15 protein-coding genes are annotated in these 18706 nt (G+C 54.6%); 6 read left to right on the forward strand and 9 right to left on the reverse strand.

What is annotated here, in order from left to right; all coding sequences use genetic code 11:
- Nucleotides 1–313 precede the first annotated feature (313 nt).
- Complete coding sequence (locus tag ACFSKT_RS03900) at nt 314–472, forward strand: hypothetical protein (RefSeq protein ID WP_377720489.1); 159 nt, start codon at nt 314–316, stop codon at nt 470–472.
- A 122-nt stretch (nt 473–594) separates the two neighbouring features.
- Here the strand turns inward: ACFSKT_RS03900 and ACFSKT_RS03905 are convergent, their stop codons facing one another.
- Complete coding sequence (locus ACFSKT_RS03905; protein ID WP_377720490.1) at nt 595–1770, reverse strand: M20 metallopeptidase family protein; 1176 nt, start codon at nt 1768–1770, stop codon at nt 595–597.
- Between the two features lie 301 nt (nt 1771–2071).
- Complete coding sequence (hemA, locus tag ACFSKT_RS03910; protein ID WP_377720491.1) at nt 2072–3406, reverse strand: glutamyl-tRNA reductase; 1335 nt, start codon at nt 3404–3406, stop codon at nt 2072–2074.
- A gap of 614 nt (nt 3407–4020) precedes the next feature.
- On the opposite strand from hemA, the gene ACFSKT_RS03915 reads away from it, so the two are divergent.
- From ACFSKT_RS03915 to ACFSKT_RS03930, 4 genes are read left to right on the forward strand one after another with little or no spacing between them, the layout of a single operon-like run.
- Nucleotides 4021–4677 (forward strand): helix-turn-helix transcriptional regulator, encoded by a 657-nt coding sequence (locus tag ACFSKT_RS03915; protein WP_377720492.1) that lies wholly within the window; start codon nt 4021–4023, stop codon nt 4675–4677.
- A gap of 2 nt (nt 4678–4679) precedes the next feature.
- Nucleotides 4680–5831 (forward strand): alanine racemase, encoded by a 1152-nt coding sequence (locus ACFSKT_RS03920; RefSeq protein WP_377720493.1) that lies wholly within the window; start codon nt 4680–4682, stop codon nt 5829–5831.
- A gap of 27 nt (nt 5832–5858) precedes the next feature.
- The gene (locus ACFSKT_RS03925) at nt 5859–7469 is read left to right on the forward strand and encodes an N-acyl-D-amino-acid deacylase family protein (RefSeq protein ID WP_377720494.1); all 1611 of its coding nucleotides are present in this window, start codon (nt 5859–5861) and stop codon (nt 7467–7469) included.
- Between the two features lie 60 nt (nt 7470–7529).
- A complete protein-coding gene (locus ACFSKT_RS03930) occupies nt 7530–7997 on the forward strand; it encodes a RidA family protein (protein ID WP_377720495.1) in 468 nt (155 codons plus the stop codon).
- Nucleotides 7998–8096: 99 nt separating this feature from the next.
- Here the strand turns inward: ACFSKT_RS03930 and ACFSKT_RS03935 are convergent, their stop codons facing one another.
- The 6 genes from ACFSKT_RS03935 to ACFSKT_RS03960 form a co-directional block, all read right to left on the reverse strand.
- Nucleotides 8097–9863 (reverse strand): sensor histidine kinase, encoded by a 1767-nt coding sequence (locus tag ACFSKT_RS03935; protein ID WP_377720496.1) that lies wholly within the window; start codon nt 9861–9863, stop codon nt 8097–8099.
- A gap of 22 nt (nt 9864–9885) precedes the next feature.
- Nucleotides 9886–11439, reverse strand: a complete 1554-nt coding sequence (locus tag ACFSKT_RS03940) for a response regulator (protein WP_377720497.1) — start codon at nt 11437–11439, stop codon at nt 9886–9888.
- A gap of 275 nt (nt 11440–11714) precedes the next feature.
- Nucleotides 11715–13430, reverse strand: a complete 1716-nt coding sequence (locus ACFSKT_RS03945; protein WP_377720498.1) for an extracellular solute-binding protein — start codon at nt 13428–13430, stop codon at nt 11715–11717.
- 69 nt (nt 13431–13499) lie between these two features.
- Entirely contained in the window at nt 13500–14396 is an 897-nt protein-coding gene (locus tag ACFSKT_RS03950) for a carbohydrate ABC transporter permease (protein ID WP_377720499.1), read from the reverse strand.
- Nucleotides 14397–14426: 30 nt separating this feature from the next.
- Nucleotides 14427–15362: an ABC transporter permease gene (locus ACFSKT_RS03955; protein WP_377720643.1), complete on the reverse strand. Its 936-nt coding sequence runs from the start codon at nt 15360–15362 to the stop codon at nt 14427–14429.
- Nucleotides 15363–15975: 613 nt separating this feature from the next.
- Nucleotides 15976–16119: a hypothetical protein gene (locus ACFSKT_RS03960; protein WP_377720500.1), complete on the reverse strand. Its 144-nt coding sequence runs from the start codon at nt 16117–16119 to the stop codon at nt 15976–15978.
- Nucleotides 16120–16545: 426 nt separating this feature from the next.
- On the opposite strand from ACFSKT_RS03960, the gene ACFSKT_RS03965 reads away from it, so the two are divergent.
- Nucleotides 16546–17580, forward strand: a complete 1035-nt coding sequence (locus ACFSKT_RS03965) for a lytic polysaccharide monooxygenase (protein ID WP_377720501.1) — start codon at nt 16546–16548, stop codon at nt 17578–17580.
- A 63-nt stretch (nt 17581–17643) separates the two neighbouring features.
- On the opposite strand, the gene cyoE is transcribed toward ACFSKT_RS03965, so the two are convergent.
- Nucleotides 17644–18576 (reverse strand): heme o synthase, encoded by a 933-nt coding sequence (cyoE, locus tag ACFSKT_RS03970; protein ID WP_377720502.1) that lies wholly within the window; start codon nt 18574–18576, stop codon nt 17644–17646.
- Between the last annotated feature and the right edge of the window lie 130 nt (nt 18577–18706).

Below are 18706 nucleotides of genomic sequence, written 5' to 3' on the forward strand. Positions count from 1 at the left end.
TGGAATTGGATAAAGGCCTCTCCGCGCATAAATATGCTTATGGTCCAATTTTCTCACATTAGACAAGCTGATGCAACTTTGCTTCCCGCTGTTATTACCCGTTTTCGCAGTGGCGTACCCATGCATGAGAGACGAATTTTGAGGCATCTTACAAAGAAAGGAGCTGATTCCCATCTCTTACAAAAGACACATCGATAGCGGCAAAATCTCGGTCGAGGTTAACGAGCGGGACAGTCGCTCGGCCAAGGAAGAAGCCGCGCAGTTCGTCAAGCGCAAGGCGCTCGACAATATTACCGAGGAGTTCGGCAGCGAAGTGCTGGCCAACGAAGAGTCGGACGTTTCGCTGAGCAACGTGGACATCCATTTCAACGAGGAAGTGATCTCCCATGAAGAGGGTGTATTCAAGAAACGGATCGTCGACAGCCGCAAAATGACCGCCGAGGCGGAAGCCGACATCACGATCGACGATTAGAACGCTCCGGTCTTTCATCCGCATTGGACGCGATGACACCGCGGTTATTCGAAGCTGTGCATCTCCTAAACAAGACGTAAGACAGCCAAGCGAGAGACGCTCTCGCTTGGCTGTCTATTTGTTCAGTCCGTTAAATAATCCAGCGCGAGCGCCAGGAACATTTTGCCTGAGATTAGCAAGGCGCGCTCGTCGATATCGAATCGTGGATGATGATGCGCGTAATGCGTGCGCTCGTCGTCATTGCGCGCGCCGACGTGGAAGAACGCGCCTGGACGCTGCTCCAGATAGTACGCGAAGTCCTCCGCTCCCATCTGTGGATCCAGCGTGAGCAGCGCCTCTTCGCCATATACGCTGCGGATCAGCCCCTGCACGCGCGCCGTCTCCTCCGGCGCATTGACGACTGGCGGATAGCCGTACGTATATTCGATCTCGCATCCCGCATGATACGCCGACGTGATGCCCCCGATGATCGAACGGATCTCCGCCTCGATCTCGGCCCGCACCGTCTTGTCGAACGTGCGGACGGTTCCCTGCAGCTTCGTCTTGTCCGCGATGACGTTGAACGCATTGCCGGCTTGGAATACCCCGACGGAGACGACGGCAGGCTGTATCGGATTGACGCGGCGGCTGACGATCTGCTGCAGGCCATTGACGACCTGACAGCCGACCACGATCGAATCGACCGTCGTGTGCGGCATGGCCCCGTGTCCGCCCTTGCCGAAAATGTGCACGGTGAAGGCGTCGGCCGCCGCCATCGCGGGACCCTCCTTCAAACCGATCTTGCCCAGCGGCAGATCCGATGCGAGGTGGATGCCGTACACGGCGTCGACTCTCTCCAGCGCGCCGGCTTCGATCATGCCTTTGGCGCCGCCCGGCGGCAGCTCTTCCGCGTGCTGGAAGAGGAAGACGATATTGCCTTTCAACTGATCCCGCACCTGGCTTAACACGCGGGCAACGCCAAGAAGCGCGGACGTGTGTCCGTCATGCCCGCAGGCATGCATGACGCCGGGCACCTGCGATTTGTACGGCACGTCTTTCTCGTCCTGGATGGGCAGCGCGTCGAAGTCCGCGCGGAACGCGATCGTCGGACCGTCGGAGCCGCCGCGTAAATAAGCGACTATGCCATTGCCGCCAACGCCTTCCTTCACCTCTAGGCCGAAGGCGTTGAGATGATCCGCGATGAATCGGGCCGTCCGCGTCTCCTGGAACGACAGCTCCGGGTTTTGATGCAAATATCGGCGCCATTCGAAGATTTCTTGCTCGTGTTTCTCCAATTCCTTGTACAATACTTCCAGCATGCGCATACGCCCTCTCCTGAATCTTCTCTTTGTCTTGTTATATGTAGCCCATTTACGCTAATGCCAGTGAAGCGGAGATGTATCCGCTTCCTAATTGTAATATTCCGAATATTATACCAGCCTACCTGATTTATCAAGTACATTTTGAGATGTTTTTAATTTTAAAATGTTATTATTTAGTATTTATTTATCTTATTATCAGCTAGTACACTCGATATGCAACACGACTGGAATGGCAAAAACAACAAAAAATAGTCTTCAACGAAGTCGAAGACTATTTTCATACCATTATTTTCATTTATTAGGCGATTGCATTCCGCATATCGTCTTCACCGTCTGCATCCGCCGCATCCGGTTCGGCGATTCGCCTCGTCTCCTCTTCAATCCCGAATATTCGGGTAAACGCTTCGATCGCGGCTTCGCCACCGCGTCCCGTCGCCAGCTCTTTGATGTTCAGGATCGGGTCCCGCAGCAGCTGATTGACAATGCTCTTGGTCAGCTTGCCGATCACCTTCCGCTCCCGTTCGTCCAGCTCCGGCAGCTTCTTGAGCATATCTTGATACGCGCTCTCTCGCACCGCGTCCGCCTTCTCCCGAAGCGCGGCGATGGCCGGCGCGACGCCGAGCTCTTTCATCCATAAGGCAAAATCGTTGCGCTCCTTCTGAATGACCGGGGTCAGCTTGAGCGCTTCCTTCGCTCTCGCCTCCGCATTCTCGTTCACAATCGCGCCAAGCCGGTCGATATCGATCAGCGTCACGCCGTCCAGCTCGTCCGCGAGCGGATCGATGTCGCGCGGCACGCCCATGTCGATCATGAGAAGCGGTTCGCTTCGGTTCAGTCTCGCCCTTCGCAGCATATCGGCCGTAATAACCGACTCGGCGGCACCGGTAGCCGTCATTACCAACTCCGCCTCGCTTAGGAGCTCGGGCAGCGTCTCCCACGAACTGGCGGCGATGCCGAATCGGCCCGCGAATTGCGCGGCCCTGTCGTAGGACCGATTTATGACGATAATTCTGTCCGCTCCTCTTGCCTGCATATGCTTGACGGCTAATTCGCTCATGTGCCCGGCGCCGACAACCACGATGCGCTTCCCTGCCAACGCGCCAATCTTGCGCACCGCAAGCTCGACCGCCGCATAGCTGACGGAGACGGGCTTCTGCCCGATTCTCGTCTCGGTATGCAGCCGTTTCGCCAGCGTCACCGCCTGCTTGAAGAGCCGGTTGAACACGGCGCCCGTCGCCGGCAGACTTTGCGAATACAAGAAGGCATCTCGCACCTGACCCAATATTTGCGTCTCGCCGACCACCATGGAATCCAGCCCGCTCGTGACCTTGAACAGGTGCTCGACCGCCGCGTTGTCCTCGTGGACATAGAACGATGCCGCGAATTGTTCTTTGCTCAAGTTAAACTTGCGTTCCATTATATATGCGAGATCGAGCATGAATTGCTCTTTCCGTTCTGCCACGGCATACACTTCCGTCCGGTTGCAGGTCGATAGAATGACGCCTTCCATCATGCTCTTGGAGGCGCGAAGCCCGGCCAGCATGTCCGCGATCTCCTGCTCGGATAACGCCAGCTTCTCCCGAATCTCTACCGGTGCCGTCTTATAGTTTAAACCTGCCGCGATGATGCGCATATGCTACACTGCCTTTCCGCTGCGTTCCTAGTTCCGTTATTCCCATTTTCGTATCTCTTGTACACATCATATCATGAAGGGGACAAAAATCAATACTTATTTATAATGATTATAAATAAGAAATCGTGCTTGTGATTTATTAGCGCAAATAAGCAATCAAACTTTTTGTTATTTCGACAAATTATTTGTTTGCACGTCTGGCGAAATATGCTACCATCTAGGTGAAACGGGTGGCGCCGTATTTAACAGCGGCACAAGTTACATTCCGTAGAATTCTAAGCTAATTTATAAGGCGAAGCTTATAAATTCTTAGAATTCAAGGTGAAACGGGTGGCGTCGTACTTAACGGCGGCACAAGTTTCATTCCGTAGAATTCTAAGCTAATTTATAAGGCGAAGCTTATAAATTCTTAGAATTCAAGGTGAAACGGGTGGCGCCGTATTTAACGGCGGCACGAGTTTCATTCCGTAGAATTCTTAGCTAATTTATAAAGGCGAAGCTTATAAATTCTTAGAATTCAAGGTGAAACGCAGGCGACGTGTTACAGGCGACGGCGCGTTTGGGAATGCAATTTCAGCAATCATGCAGTCAGGATCTATGGAAAGGAGCCGAACATGGAATCCATACAAGATGAAATGCCCTTCCTGACTTCCCTCGTCAAAGGGCTTGCCGCCCAATTCGGCCCGAATTGCGAGGTCGTCCTGCACGACCTGCAGCGCGAGTACGACAGCACGATCGTGGCCATTGAGAACGGACATATTACCGGACGCAAGGTCGGCGATCCCGGCACGAACCTCGGCCTCGAAATTCTAAGCGGCCATGCCAGCGGCGACGCGAAGTCCGGCTACGTCACCCAGACGAAGGACGGCCGGCTGCTGCGATCCACCTCGCTGTATATGAAGAACGCGAGCGGACAGACGATTGGGTCGCTGTGCATCAACTTCGATATTACCGAGCTGGCCGTGGCCGAGAAGACGCTGCAGTCCCTTACCTTCGGAGGCGGAAGCCCGATCGTGCGCGAGTCGTTCGTCTCCAATGTCGGCGATCTGCTTGACGCGCTCCTGCAAGAAGCGCAGGACGCGGTCGGCCGCCCGGTCGCGCATATGACGAAGGAAGACAAGGTCAAATTCATCCAGACGCTGAACGCCAAGGGCGCCTTCCTCGTGAAGAAAGCCGGCGAGCGCGTATGCGCCTACTTGAACATCTCGAAATACACGCTCTACAGCTACCTGGACGAAGGCAAATCCGCTTCCGAATCCGAGGAGGGTTAACCATGACGCAGTCACAAGGAAGCACAAGCACCGCGCAGCCGATGCATCCCGCGCTGGCCGGGCTCGAAACGCCATGCATCGTGATCGACGCGGCTGTAATGGACGCCAATATCGCGCAGGCGGCGCAAATGGCCCAACAAGCCGGCGTCAAGCTGCGCCCCCACGCGAAGACGCATAAGATGCCGCTCATCGCCAAGAAGCAGATCGAGGCCGGCGCGAGCGGCATTACCGTCGCGAAGGTGTCGGAGGCTGAAATTATGGCGGACGGCGGCATCGACGATATTTTCATCGCCTATCCGCTCATCGCCGAATCCAAGATTCGCCGCGCGATCGGCGTAAGCAAGCGGATCGCCAACCTGATCGTCGGCGTCGACAGCGAGGAAGGTGCTCGACTCCTCTCTCGTGTCGCGATCAGCGAAGGACATTCGCTTCAGGTTCGCCTGGAGATCGACACGGGGCTGCGAAGAACCGGCGTTCCCTACGAGGAAGCGCTCGAGCTGGCTCAATACATACATAGCCTGGACAGCATCCAATTAACGGGGATATACACGTTCCGCGGCGCGCTGCTGGACGGCAAGTCGACGAAGGATATCGAGGCTGCGGGCAAGGCGGAAGGTCTCATGATGGTCGAGCTTGCCGAGCGCATCCGGGAAGCTGGGGTTCCCGTACAGGACGTCAGTGTTGGCTCCTCCCCTACCGGCGCCTTCGCGGCGACCGTGCCGGGCGTCACCGAGATTCGACCGGGCACCTATGTGTTCCAAGACCGCATGCTGGTCGAATTCGGCACGTGCGCGCTCGAGCAATGCGCGGCTTATGTGTTGGCGACTGTCGTCACGAGCAGACCCGAAGAAGGCCATGCGGTCATCGATGGCGGCAGCAAGACGTTCGCGACGGACGTGCAGCCGAATACGAACCCGCTTCAGCTTCGAGGCTTCGGCCATGTGTTGGAAGCGCCAGACGCGCTGCTCGAGCGTCTATCCGAGGAGCATGGCATCCTGCGAACCGCGCCAGGAACCTCCCTGGCGCCCGGCGATCGCGTGCGCGTCATCCCGAACCATATTTGCAGCACGATCAACCTGCATAATCATGTGTATCTGCTCGAAGAAGACCGCGTCCGCCAGCTCGACGTCGCCGCCCGCGGCATGCTCGAGTAGCCAGGACGCGCGGACAGGAGGAAGCCCATGCTGGATCTAGTACTTAAGAATGGCAAAATCGTCGACGGTACCGGCAATCCTTGGTATGTCGGCGATATCGGCATAAAGAACGGCGAAATCGCCGCCGTCGGCTATGTGGATCAGGAAGCGGAACAGACGATCGACGTCGGCAGACAAGTTATCTCCCCCGGATTCATCGACGGGCACTGCCACTCCGATCTCCTCGTCTTGGATCAGCCGACAAGCGACTTCAAGCTGCTGCAAGGCGTCACGACGGAGGTCGTCGGCAACTGCGGCCTGGCGCCCGCCCCTTTCCTGCCGGGCTATGCGGATGCGCTGCAGCAATACGTGCAGCCCGTCCTCGGCAGTACGCCTTGGGCATGGAACTGGCAATCCATCGAAGGCTACATCGAGACGCTCGTCCGCAACTCCGCGTCCGAGAATGTCGCGACGTATGTCGCACACGGCGCGCTGCGGATCGCCGTCATGGGCTTCGAGAATCGGCCGGCTACAGCCGGCGAGCTCGCCCGGATGAAGGCCCTGCTGGAGGAAGGCATGCGCGCCGGCGCGATCGGATTGTCCATCGGCCTGCTGTATGCGCCGGGCAGTTATACCAGTCAAGAAGAACTGGCCGAATTGTGCAGCGTGCTGCCGAAGTACGACGGCCTGCTGTCCACCCATATTCGCGGCGAAGGCAACAGCTTGATCGCCTCGGTGAAGGAAGTCATTTGGATTGCGGAACGAGCCGGCATCTCGCTGCATATCAGCCATCTGAAGGCGGCCGGGCGCATCAATTGGGGCCAGACGATGACCGCGCTGGAGCTCATTGAATCCGCGCGCGCGCGCGGCATGGACGTCACCTGCGACGTCTATCCCTACACCGCGGGCTCGACGTCGATGACGACGATCCTACCCCCTTGGGTGCTCGAAGGCGGCATACAAGCCACATTAGCGCGTCTGGCCACCCCGCAGCTGCGCGAGCAGATCAAGCGCGAGCTGCGCGAGGAACAGACGACCTGGGACAACCTCGTCTGCTCGACGGGCTGGCAGAGCGTCTATGTGTCGGCGGTGAATTCATCCGGCAATAAGTCGCTGGAAGGCAAGCATGTCGCACAGGTCGCGGCGGAGCGAGGCGGCGTCGATCCCGAGGACGTCATGATGGACCTGCTGCTGGAAGAGAACGGCCAAGTGTCGATCGTGTACTTCCACATGTCCGACGACGACGTGCGTGAAGTCATTCGTTACGACCGTTCGCTGATCGCTTCCGACAGCTTGGGCTGCGTGACCGGCAAGCCGCATCCGCGTTCCTACGGCACATTCCCGCGGCTGTTCGCCAAATACGTCCGCGACGAACGGGTGCTGTCGCTGGAACAAGCCGTTCGCAAAGTGACTTCGTTCCCGGTGCAGCGTTTCAAACTGGGCAAACGCGGATTGCTCGTCCCCGGTTTCAAAGCCGATATCACCGTCTTCGATCCGGAGGCGTTCCGCGATACGGCCACGTTCGAGCAGCCGATCCAGACGCCGGTCGGGTTGACCCACGTAATCGTAGGCGGCGCAATGACCGTTCGCGGCGGCCGGCATACGGGAGCGCTGGCCGGATCGTTCCTTCACGCTTGTTCGTGCAAAAGTCATCATTAAGTGCTTACTCTTATTCCGTCTTCCCCATTCCAATCCGAACGATAAAGGAGCGAATTATTCATGGCACGCATTGAACAAATTCTCGAAGAAAAAGGCATTCAACTGGAGAAAGTCCCTACCCCGGTCGCGCAGTACGTCCCGGCGAAGACGGTCAATAACCTCGTCTACACGTCCGGCAACGACTGCCGCATTAACGGCGTCCTCAAGTATACGGGCAAGGTCGGCAAGGACCTGACGGTCGAGCAAGGCTACGATGCGGCCCGGCAAGTCATGATCAACCTCATCTCCGTCCTCAAGGAGCATCTGGGCGATCTCGACCGCGTCAAGCAAGTGGTCAAAATGCTGGCGTTCGTCAACTCCGCCGACGGCTTCACACACCAACCGTACGTCATCAACGGCGCATCCGACCTGCTCGTCGAGATCTTCGGCGAGAAAGGCCGTCACGCCCGCTCCGCCATCTCGGCGAACGAGCTGCCGTTCGATACGCCGGTCGAGATCGAGCTGATCGTCGAAATCGAGCCGGAATAAGCGCATCGGTCGTTCGAGGGTACAACAAAGGCGCATCAGCCCTGAGCTGATGCGCCTTTTCTTTGCCTCTTCAGTCGCCTAACCGCCTAGCATTCGCCTCTACATCGCCTCTTGCTCCACCGCCGCTTCCGCCGGTATGCGGATGACGACCGCGGTGCCGAAGCCGGGCTTGCTGACGATCTTCACCCCATATTGGCCGCCGAAATGGAGCCGGATGCGCTGATGTACGTTCCGGATCCCATAGCCGACGTTCAAGCTCTCAGCCGGGTCGAACAGCTGCCGGATCGTTTCCGCCGACATGCCGACGCCGTCGTCGATGATCTTGAACACGACGGTCCCATCTTCCAGCTTGCCGACGATGCGCAGATTGATGTGGTCGCCATATAACCCATGCTCGAGCACGTTCTCCACGAACGGCTGCAGGATCAATTTGATCGTCAAGAAATCATGGATCACCGGGTCGATATCGTAATAGACCATCATGCCGTCGCCGAACTTCGTCTTCTGAATGTTCACATAGGCTTCGACCTGCTCGATCTCGTTGCGAATCGGGATGATCGTGCGGCCTTCATTCAGCGACAGGCGATAGAACTTCGCCAAGTCCAATACCATGCGGTGCAGCTTCTCGACCTCGCCGAACCGGGCCAGCCGGCTGATCGACGAGAGTGTGTTGTACAGGAAATGCGGATTGATCTGCGCCTGCAGCGACTCCAGCTCCGCCTCCTTCTTCTGGATATTCGTCATATAGACTTCGCGGATGAGCGATCCGATGTTCTGACCCATGTCGTTGAGAGCAACGGAGATGCGGGTGAACTCGTCTCTTCCCTTGAACTGAATACGCTTGGAGAAATCGCCTTCCTGGAACGAGTCCAGCACGTATACGATTTTCGACACTTTTCGCGCAAAGTAACGGGAAATAAACAACCCTACGGCGGCAAAAACGATGCTCGCGATAAAACAAGCGGCTACCGTCCACATCCGGATCGTTTGCGCGGCTGACTGGGTTATATCCGAAGGGATCAGCGCGACGATGCGCCAATTGAGCGGCTCCACCTTTTCCTCGATAATGATATGCCCCGCCTTCCGAGCCACGCTGAGCGTCTGACCGGAGGAGCGATCGATCGGTCCCGATGCGGAGATGAGCCGATCCGATTCATCGAGCAGATAGATCATCGAGCCTTCCCCGATTTTGCTGGAATCGACGCTTTCGAACAAATCCTCCAATCGAATCCGTATCCGCATAAAGCCGATCTCATCGACCTTGAACAGCTTCGATGCGTCGACGATCCGGCGGAGGAGCGAAATATGGCCGAACGTCTTATCCTCGTCGATCTGCGCCCATTCCAGCGTCTGACCGAAATACTCCTGCGGAAAGGACGTGTACCACGATTTGTTAAAGATCCGTTCCGTATGGTAAATATCGAACGCGCTATTGCCGCCATCGAGCGGATCGGTGAGCTGACGGTTGTACACCTCGTGAATTTCTTCATTGTCGAGATAGACGGAAATCCATATATGGCTGTTGACCGCTTCCAGTAACGTTTGAAGACGCGGTACCAAATATTTGCTCGTCGTAAAATAACTGACCCAGCCCGCTTCGTTGTTGCGCAAGTATTCGGTCAACGTCGTATCGTAGTAAATCAGCTCCGAGACGCGCACGATGTCCTGCATCCGATAGCTGATGTTGTCCTTCATTTGCTTCAGCGTGCCGATGCTCGACTCCTTCGTCCGCTCCTCGATCGATCGGACGAGAATCGCGTTCGCGACATAACCGGCCAGCAGAACGGGGATCATGATGAACACGCAATAGGTGATCATCAATTTATGGCCAAAGGGCAAATAACGTTTGTAAGAATCCGACTTCATAGCTCCCCGTCCCATGAGCAAGTTATTTTCTGCGGTACTCGAGCGGCGTCTTGCCGTAGGTCTCTTTGAACTGCCTGCTGAAGTATGGCAAGTAACGGTAACCGACCTGATCCGCGATTTCGTAAATTTTCAAGTTCGTGTTCTTGAGCAGCTCGCACGCGCGCTCCATCCGCAGCATAATGAGATACTCGCTGAAGTTTTTGCCCGTTTCTTCTTTGAAGAGCAGGCCGAGATAATTCGGCGAGAACGAGAACTGTTCGGCGACGTCGCGCAGTGTAATATTGTCTTGAATCCGGTCCCGGATAAAGGAGATGATCTCCGAGATGAGCTTCCAGTTCTTCTTCTGGCGCTTGGAATTCAGCAGCTCCGAGATTTGGTACAACCGCTGGCGCAGCCAGAGGTGGATATCGTCGATCGTCTCCAGCTGCAAAATAATGTCCAAGCTGCGCATATCCATGTTCAACAGCTCGAATAAATCTTCGTTCACGGTGTGCAAATAATCGTCCAGCTTCAGCAGCAAGTAGAAGGCATAGTTGCGTACCGTGAATTTCGACTTGGCGTTCTTGGCCGTCTGGAAGAGGGCGTCCAACTCATCGTGTATCCGGACGAGCTCATAGCTGGATAAGGCCTTGAACAGCGCGTCCATACGGACATCGAACCGCTTAATATCGTCCATCTCGGACTTCGGCACGTCCTCGAATTCGATCAGCTTGCCTTTCCCGCGGAACATCTTCAGTTCCACGGCTTCCAGCGCTTGACGATACGAGCGCTCGATACCGTACACTTCGCTGCAGTTCCCGCCGATTCCTGCCGTCACCGTCGTGCCGAACGCGGATTTGACTTGATCCACGAGACGCTCGATGACCGCTTGACCGGTACCGGTCTCAAGAAGGAGCGCGACCCGGTTCTTATCCACTTTGCACCCATGCGCGATGCCGGCTTCCCGGCTCCATGCGAGCAAGCTGTCCAGCCAGGTGTTGGATTTCCCCCGGCTCTCCTCCGTCTGACCGTCCATTTTGAACAGATCGTCGATTTCCAAGACGCATACGCGACCCGGCCAGGCGAAATGGTTGAATTGATATTCGCGGTGCAGCACGTCAATCGTGGATTCCGTGTAGTTCCCTTCAAAAAGCTGCAGCATATATTCGTTTTTGACGACGGGCATCATCTGCGAATACTCCGCCTGGCGCTTGCGCTCCATATCCAGCAGATCTCGCGCTTTGATCAGCGAATCGATCAATTCCTGGTCGTCCATCGGTTTCAACACATACCCGCAAGCATTGAGCGACAAGGCTTGTTTGGCGTAATGAAAATCCTGATAGCCGCTGACGAAGATGACCTTCAAGTCTTTCTTCTCGTTTAGGGCCAATTCGGCGAGCTCTAGTCCGGACATATGCGGCATGCGTACATCGGTGACTAGTATATCGATTTTCTCGGATGTGAGCACGCTGCGGGCGTTAAAGCCGTTCGTCACGGCATCGACCACTTCCATTCCGAGCTCTTGCCACGGGATGAACGTCCGCATGCCTTCCAAATCCAATCGCTCGTCGTCAGCCAGCAATACTTTATAGGACATGTTCACCACTCCCTGATGAGAAAATATCGAAGGCGCCAGCTTGATTCCGGCCCATGCGCCCTCCCAGAAGCACCTCATGCAAGCGTCGTCGCTTACGGTCTGATAAGCCAAATTTCCCATAAAATTGGGACGGGCGCAAGGCGAAAATCCTCTGATTCCCTTACTTCTGTATAACAAAGGAAGCTATGAAAAAAGCGAGGATATGCTGCGTGCAGCATGTCCTCGCCTGCTTCAATGAAAGGAAAATTGCGATTGCCTCATGCAGATGCTGCGACTTAGTTGCCGTTCATGATCGCTTTGTTTTCCTGCCATTTTTTCGTGTAGGAATCCAAGACGATTTGGAAGTCGACATCCATGGAGTCTTTGTGCGCTTTATCCAGGATTTTCAACACTTCCTCATCGGATTTCGCGAACAATGCTTCTGCGCGCGCTTTGAGCCAAATGTCTTTGACGCGTTGGTACGCGATGCCTTCGTCCGTATCCGGAATCGGGAATAGATTGACGAACTCGGTCGCATCGCCTTGGGATTTCCAAGTCACTTTGTACTGCCAGTTCGTGGACCAGTTGCGTTTCTCTTCCGGCAGCGTCGCTTCGTATTTCGATTTTACGCCGTCCATGTAGACCGTGTTGCCCACCCAGATCGTGTTCGCGCTCACCGCTTGAATTTCCGTCAGACCCTTCGGATCGTTCGCATAGCGGTCCGTGAATTTCGGCGTCAAGTTATCCGACTCGAACCCATCCCAGAAGCCGTCGGCTCCCGGAGGACCCCAGAAGAGAACGGCAGTGCCTTCAGGACCGGTCATCCAGTCGAGCAGGGCGAATACCGCTTCCGGGTTCTTCGCGCTCGTCGTGATCGCCGCAACGTTCCAACCCAGCATGTTGTACGTGCCTGGGTACGTTTTCGTCACGTCATTGCCTGGCTTGACGATCGGATCGATGAAGAAGTAGCCGTCTTCCGGATCCTTCGTGCTCAGCGCGATGTCGGCTTCAGCCGCAAGCTTCATCGGGTCGGAGCTTGCGTATACCGCAGCGCGGCCGCTAAGTAATTTCTCCTTGACTTGGTCTTCCGTTTGTGTCATGGCGTCTTGCGTCATGAGTTTCTCGCGCATCAGCTTCGCGGAGAATACCGACGATTCGCGGAAGCCTGGATCCGTATAGATCGATTCGAACTTATCGCCATTCGGTACTGCGAAGTAACGCGTGAAGCTCAGGTTGTTCTCTTTGAACGCGGAGAACAGCTGGTCGATGCCGTGGCCGTCTTTCGCGAGCCCAGTCTCGAACGGAATCGCATCCGGGAATTTCTCTTTGACGGCTTTCAGGTAGTTATACAGATCATCCGTCGTCTTCAGTTCAGGCGATCCGAGCGCCTTGTACATCTTCTTGTTGACGATGTAGCCGGCGTTGCCGTTCGGCTGGTTCGTATAATAGTTCGGAAGCGTGTAGATTTTGCCGTCCGGCGCGGTCAGCAGCTTGCGGACTTTCGGATCCATCCACTTCTTGAAGTTCGGGTATTTGTCGATGTACTCGTCGAGCGGCACGAGCAAGCCGGATTCGCGCAGACGGTTCATGTTGTCGTCGCGCTCGCCCCAGATGATGTCCGGCAGTTGATTGCCTGCGATCATCGTTTGCAGCTTTTGCGCGTTGTTGCCGCCGGAGGAAATGCCTGTGATGTTGACCTTGAAGTTGTCCTGAATCCACTTCGTCGAAGGATCGGCCCCCCACTGCGGCATCGTATACCAGCCGTAGTTGCCGTAGAACGTCAGATCAAGCGGTTCGCTGCCAAGCTTGAACAGATTGCTCTCTGCCTCTTTTCCATCGTTCGCAGGCGCTGTGGCGTCGTTCGCCGGTTTCTCCGTGTTTGCCGGCGCATTGCCGTTGGTGGCTGCTTCTCCCCCATTGTTGTTGCCTCCATTGCTGCTACAGCCGACAACGAACGACAGCGACAACAGAACAGTTGCGGCGTTAAGCGCAATCTTTCTCTTGTTCTTCACAAGCACTTACCCCTCTCATCATATTAATCTATGTTTAAAGCCTTTCGGCCCTAAACGCAAGCGGGAAAACTACTCTTTCAACGAACCGACCAACACGCCTTTCACGAAATAACGTTGGAGGAACGGATACACGGCTACGATCGGGAGCGTGGCCACCATCATGGTCGCCATGGACAACGACTTGGACGTAATCGTCTTCGCGTTGTTCAATCGGGATAAGGCGCTGGCATCCAGATTCGCCATTTGATCCGACGCAATGTTCGAGAAGAGAATTTGGCGAAGCAGCGTCTGAATCGGGTACAGCTTCTCGTTCATAATGTAGATACTCGCCACGAACCATTCGTTCCAGTGCGCGATCGCCGTGAACAGCGACAGCGTGGCCAATACCGGTCCCGACAGCGGGAAGATGATGCGGAAGAACGTGCCCCAGTTGCCAGCACCGTCGATCTTCGCGGATTCTTCCAGACCCTGCGGCAATTCTTTGAAAAAGGTTCGGAATATGATCATGTTCCACACGCTGATCAACGACGGGATGATGAACACCCAGAAGGAGTCGAACAGATGCAGTTTACGGATCAACAAGTACGTCGGAATCAAGCCGCCGCCGAAGTACATCGTAATGATGCACATCACCATGTAATATTTCCGGCCGATCAGCTCGCGTTTGGTCATCCCGTAAGCGAAGATCGCGGTGGCCAGAATGGAAGCGACCGTACCGACGACCGTGCGCAAAATCGTGACGCCGAACGCATTGATCAATTTTTCTTCGCGGAAGACGATTTCATAGTTATCCCACGTGAACACGCGCGGCCAGAACGTTACCCCGCCTTTGCTCGTATCCATCCCTTCATTGAGCGAGATGATCAATGAATTCCAGAATGGATAAAATGTGGTGAAGGCCAGCACCGTCAAGAAGACGTAGATAAATGCGACCATCACTCTATCGCCGACACTAGAACGAATCAATGGAATGCACCCCTAATCATGAGTCGATTTTTACCACAAGCTGTTGCCGGTTCTTCTGGCGATCAAGTTGGCAATCGTCAGCAGCGTAACGCTGACCAAGGCTTTCGATAAGCCAATCGCCGTCGCATAAGAGTACCGGAAGTTGTCGATACCGACTCGAACCACGAATACATCCAGCGAATCCGATACATCCCTTAAGCCTGGATTGGAAGCAAGGATGAGAATATCTTCAAAGCCCGCGTTAAGCAGGTTACCAATAGCCAAGATCATGAAAATAATGACGACCGGCATAATGCAAGGCAGCGTGATGAGATACATTTGACGGAACCGGCTTGCGCCGTCCATCGAAGCAGCCTCGTACAGATGCGGGTCAATCCCCGAGATGGCGGCCAAATAAATGATGGAGCTGAATCCGATTTCCTTCCAGACGTTCGTGGTGACCAAGATGCTCCAGAAATATTCCGGCAGCGACAGGAAGTTCACCGGCTCGTCGACGAAGTTCAGCTTCTCGAGCACCATATTCAGGCTTCCGTTGTCCGTAGCGAGAATCGAGGTGACCATGCCGCCGATGACGACCCAAGACAAGAAGTGCGGCAAGTAGGTGATGGTTTGAACAACGCGTTTGAAAACCATCTTTCGTACTTCGTTCAGCATGAGCGCCAGAATGATCGGCGCCGGGAATCCGAACACGAGCTTCAGAAAACTGATGACGATCGTGTTGCGCATGACCGGATAAAATTCCGGCGAAGTGAAGAAATCGTTAAAGTGCTTGAAGCCGACCCAATCGTTATTTAGCAGATCCGCTCCGAGCTTGTAATTCTGGAATGCGATCAGCACCCCATACATCGGCATGTACGCGAATACAAAGATTAGTGCCAGGGCTGGCAGCACCATGAGCTGAATGTCCAGCTGTTTGATGAACCGTTTCACCACATTGTTTTTTGGTTTTCCCAAATGCGCCGGCATTTGAATTTCCTGGCTGGCGGCAGGTGTATTCGCCATTCAAGAATCCTCCTCCTTTTTCATTGTTTGATCGCTTAAAGCGCTTAAACTTGGAGCATCAACCATTTGAAAAGGAGAACCTTGCGTCATTCATTGCGGTAAAATCTCCCTCCAGTAACCGTTTCAGTTCCTTGTTGTACGTTTATTGTATCGAAGCTAGAAATCGGGAACTATATAGCTGAGCAACGAAAAATGATAGTATTCAATTGCGATGATAGAAAATGCGACATGATCCATACGATCCCTTCGAAAATACGTACGTTGGCCCTGCTAAAGCAGCAAACATTCGTACCGCAGCCCCCTTCTCTCCGCTGCTTCGCTGTCAAGTAAGGACGAATGCCCAAAACGGCTGCACGGCATAAGTTCGCCTAATGAGGACGACAGACCTAGCATGAGCAATGTCGAATTCAATGTTCGGGTTGGTTCAAAATTTGCGCTTCATTAATATACCGTTCGCTCACCTGATGCAGATCCGGTTGGATAAAGACTGAAATGAACAAAAAACAGCTGGACGAACGCGTCGAAGGCGCATTCATCCAGCTGTTTTTCACGATATCAGACGAGCGGATCGCACACCCTAACCAGTCGAAGGGGTATTCGGTTCGCTGCCTTTTTGTCTGCGATTATTATTTTCCGCGGACGTAACGTTGTTCTCGGCATGGCTGGACTTCATCTCGAACGCCTGCTGCTCGCCGGCAAAATCTTTGCCCTTACGCGCCATGTATCTCGCCTCCTTTGCATGCTAATCTGCTTATTGGGACATTGCACGTTAGTTTGCGCGAAATAGTAAGCCGGCATCCCGTTACTTTCATCCATATATTTCCTTTAATGATAGTTATCATAGGTTTTATAGGTATTTCACACGCCATGTCCGATATTTTTTTGTCGATCGTTGATATCTGTCATAAATCGTTAGTATGTGTAATCGACGCTATATTGTGGAAGAACAACCTGTATTATATGATAAATGATATAAACGAGTCGGGCGTTTATACTCGGCAAGGCAAATCACCTCATCACCCGGCCGTCGCATGACAAAGACGACATACAGGTTTCGACGAAAGGAGGCATCGCTGGCTGCAGAAGCCAAGGCATGTAAGCGCTTAATTTTCTGACTTATCAAACATTTTAGGGAGGTAAATATTGTATGACTCTACGTTTTGCTGATCAAGCTCTGCTTCGAAAAATGATCGTTGCCGGCGGGGTTATGTTCCTGATGGCGCTCTCGATGGTGTTGTTCACGAATAATAAAGCATCCGCTCACGGCTACATCGAAGGTCCTGCAAGCCGCGCCGCCCTTTGTAAGTCCGGCGCGAACACGAACTGCGGCCAGATCGTCTACGAGCCGCAAAGTCTCGAAGCGCCTAAAGGCTGGCCGGCTGCCGGTCCTGCCGACGGCAAAATCGCGAGCGCCGGCGGCGCATTCCCTAACCTGGACGAGCAATCCTCCACGCGTTGGAGCAAAGTCGATCTGCAAGCCGGCCCGGTTACGTTCCAATGGAAGCTGACGGCGAACCATGCTACGGCAAGCTGGAAATACTACATCACGAAAGACGGCTGGAACCAAAATGCTCCACTGTCCCGTGATTCCTTCAACCTGACGCCATTCTGCGATATTCCTTACAACGGCGTGAAGCCGCCAACGAACTATGCAAGCAGCTGCAACCTGCCTGCTAAATCCGGCTACCATGTCATCCTGGCCGTGTGGGAAGTTGCCGATACGGCAAACGCGTTCTACAACGTCATCGACGCCAACTTCGGCGGCGGCACGACGAACCCAGGTCTGGGCACGCCTACAGGTCTGGCCGCTAGCTCCATCACGAACACGAGCCTGACGCTCTCCTGGACGGCTGTTTCCGGCGCGACTAGCTACGAAGTGTACCGTAACGGCGCACTCGTCGGCACATCCACGACAACTTCGTTCGCGAACACCGGCCTGACGGCTGGAACATCGTACTCCTTCACCGTCAAAGCGAAAAACGCGACGACGACTTCCGCCTCCTCTGCCGCGCTGAGCGTATCCACGACCGGCGGCACGACGACGACGTATCCGGCTTGGAGCTCGACGGCCGTATACTTGGGCGGCGCTAAAGTATCGTACGGCGGCAAAAACTATGAAGCAAGATGGTGGACGCAAGGCGAAACGCCAGGCACTGCCGAAGTTTGGAAGCTGATTCCGTAAGGAAGAAGCCATGTTAGCAAAGAACCCGCCTGACTTAGGCGGGTTCTTTGTTTGCTCCTTATTCTATCCCATTAGCGGCTTAATCAACGAATAACCGATCACGATTAACAGCAGAATCGTAATATGATTCAGCGAGAAAATAAACATCGATTTGGCCCAGCCGTCCGTCCCCATCCGACGGTATCCCGCCAAGCTAAGAACGAGCCACCCCGCGCTCAGCACGACGGAGGTAATGGCCACGAACGGGCTGAACGACCAGAACAGCAGACCCGAGATGAGCAGAAGCACCAGGTAGAAGTTCGTCTGCCGGTACGTACGCCGCATGCCTTTGACGACCGGAAGCATCGGAATGTTGGCCGCGCGATACTCCTCCATTCTCCGAATGGCGATCGCGTAGAAGTGCGGCATCTGCCAGACGAGCATAAGGACGAACAGCGCCGCAATGCCCATGTGCGAAAGATCCGAGCTGATGGCTGTCCATCCGATCAGCGGCGGAACGGCGCCGGATAAACTGCCAACCTCCGTGTTGTACACGGTCCTGCGTTTCGTCCACATCGTATAAGGCACCACGTACAAGAATAAGCCCAAAAATCCGAATAACGCGGATAGCGGCGCTGCGGCATACAACGCGGCCAGTCCGCCGATCGCCATCATGATCCCGATCGCAAGTCCGCTGCCCAGACTGACCGTGCCCGTGACGGTCGGCCTACTCTTCGTCCGTTCCATGATAACGTCGATATCGCGATCGTACACGTTGTTGAAGGCGCCGGCCGAGCCGATGACGAGCGCGGAACCGATTAGCGCCAGCAGTATATTCCCGATCTCGTTATAGAACGGGATGTCGTTCACGAGCAGCGCCATGCTTAGTCCGGCGAACATGGAAATCAGATTGGATTTTATGATGCCGACCTTTATCGTATCGAACAGTATTTTAGAAATAGACCCCGTAGACAAGTCGTAACCGGAATTGAGCCGGTTCCCCTTAATTGCGCTCATGAAGCAAACGCCTCCTAACTCCTCTTTGTACCTTTATGCTATCATAATTCGCCGCTTCCATACGCATCTTAAGCCAATCCATCATGAATCTGTCAAAATCATGTGACACTTTCGTTAAAATTGTCGACGG

The organism is Paenibacillus xanthanilyticus, from assembly GCF_042682185.1.
Classification (GTDB): domain Bacteria; phylum Bacillota; class Bacilli; order Paenibacillales; family Paenibacillaceae; genus Paenibacillus_Z; species Paenibacillus_Z xanthanilyticus.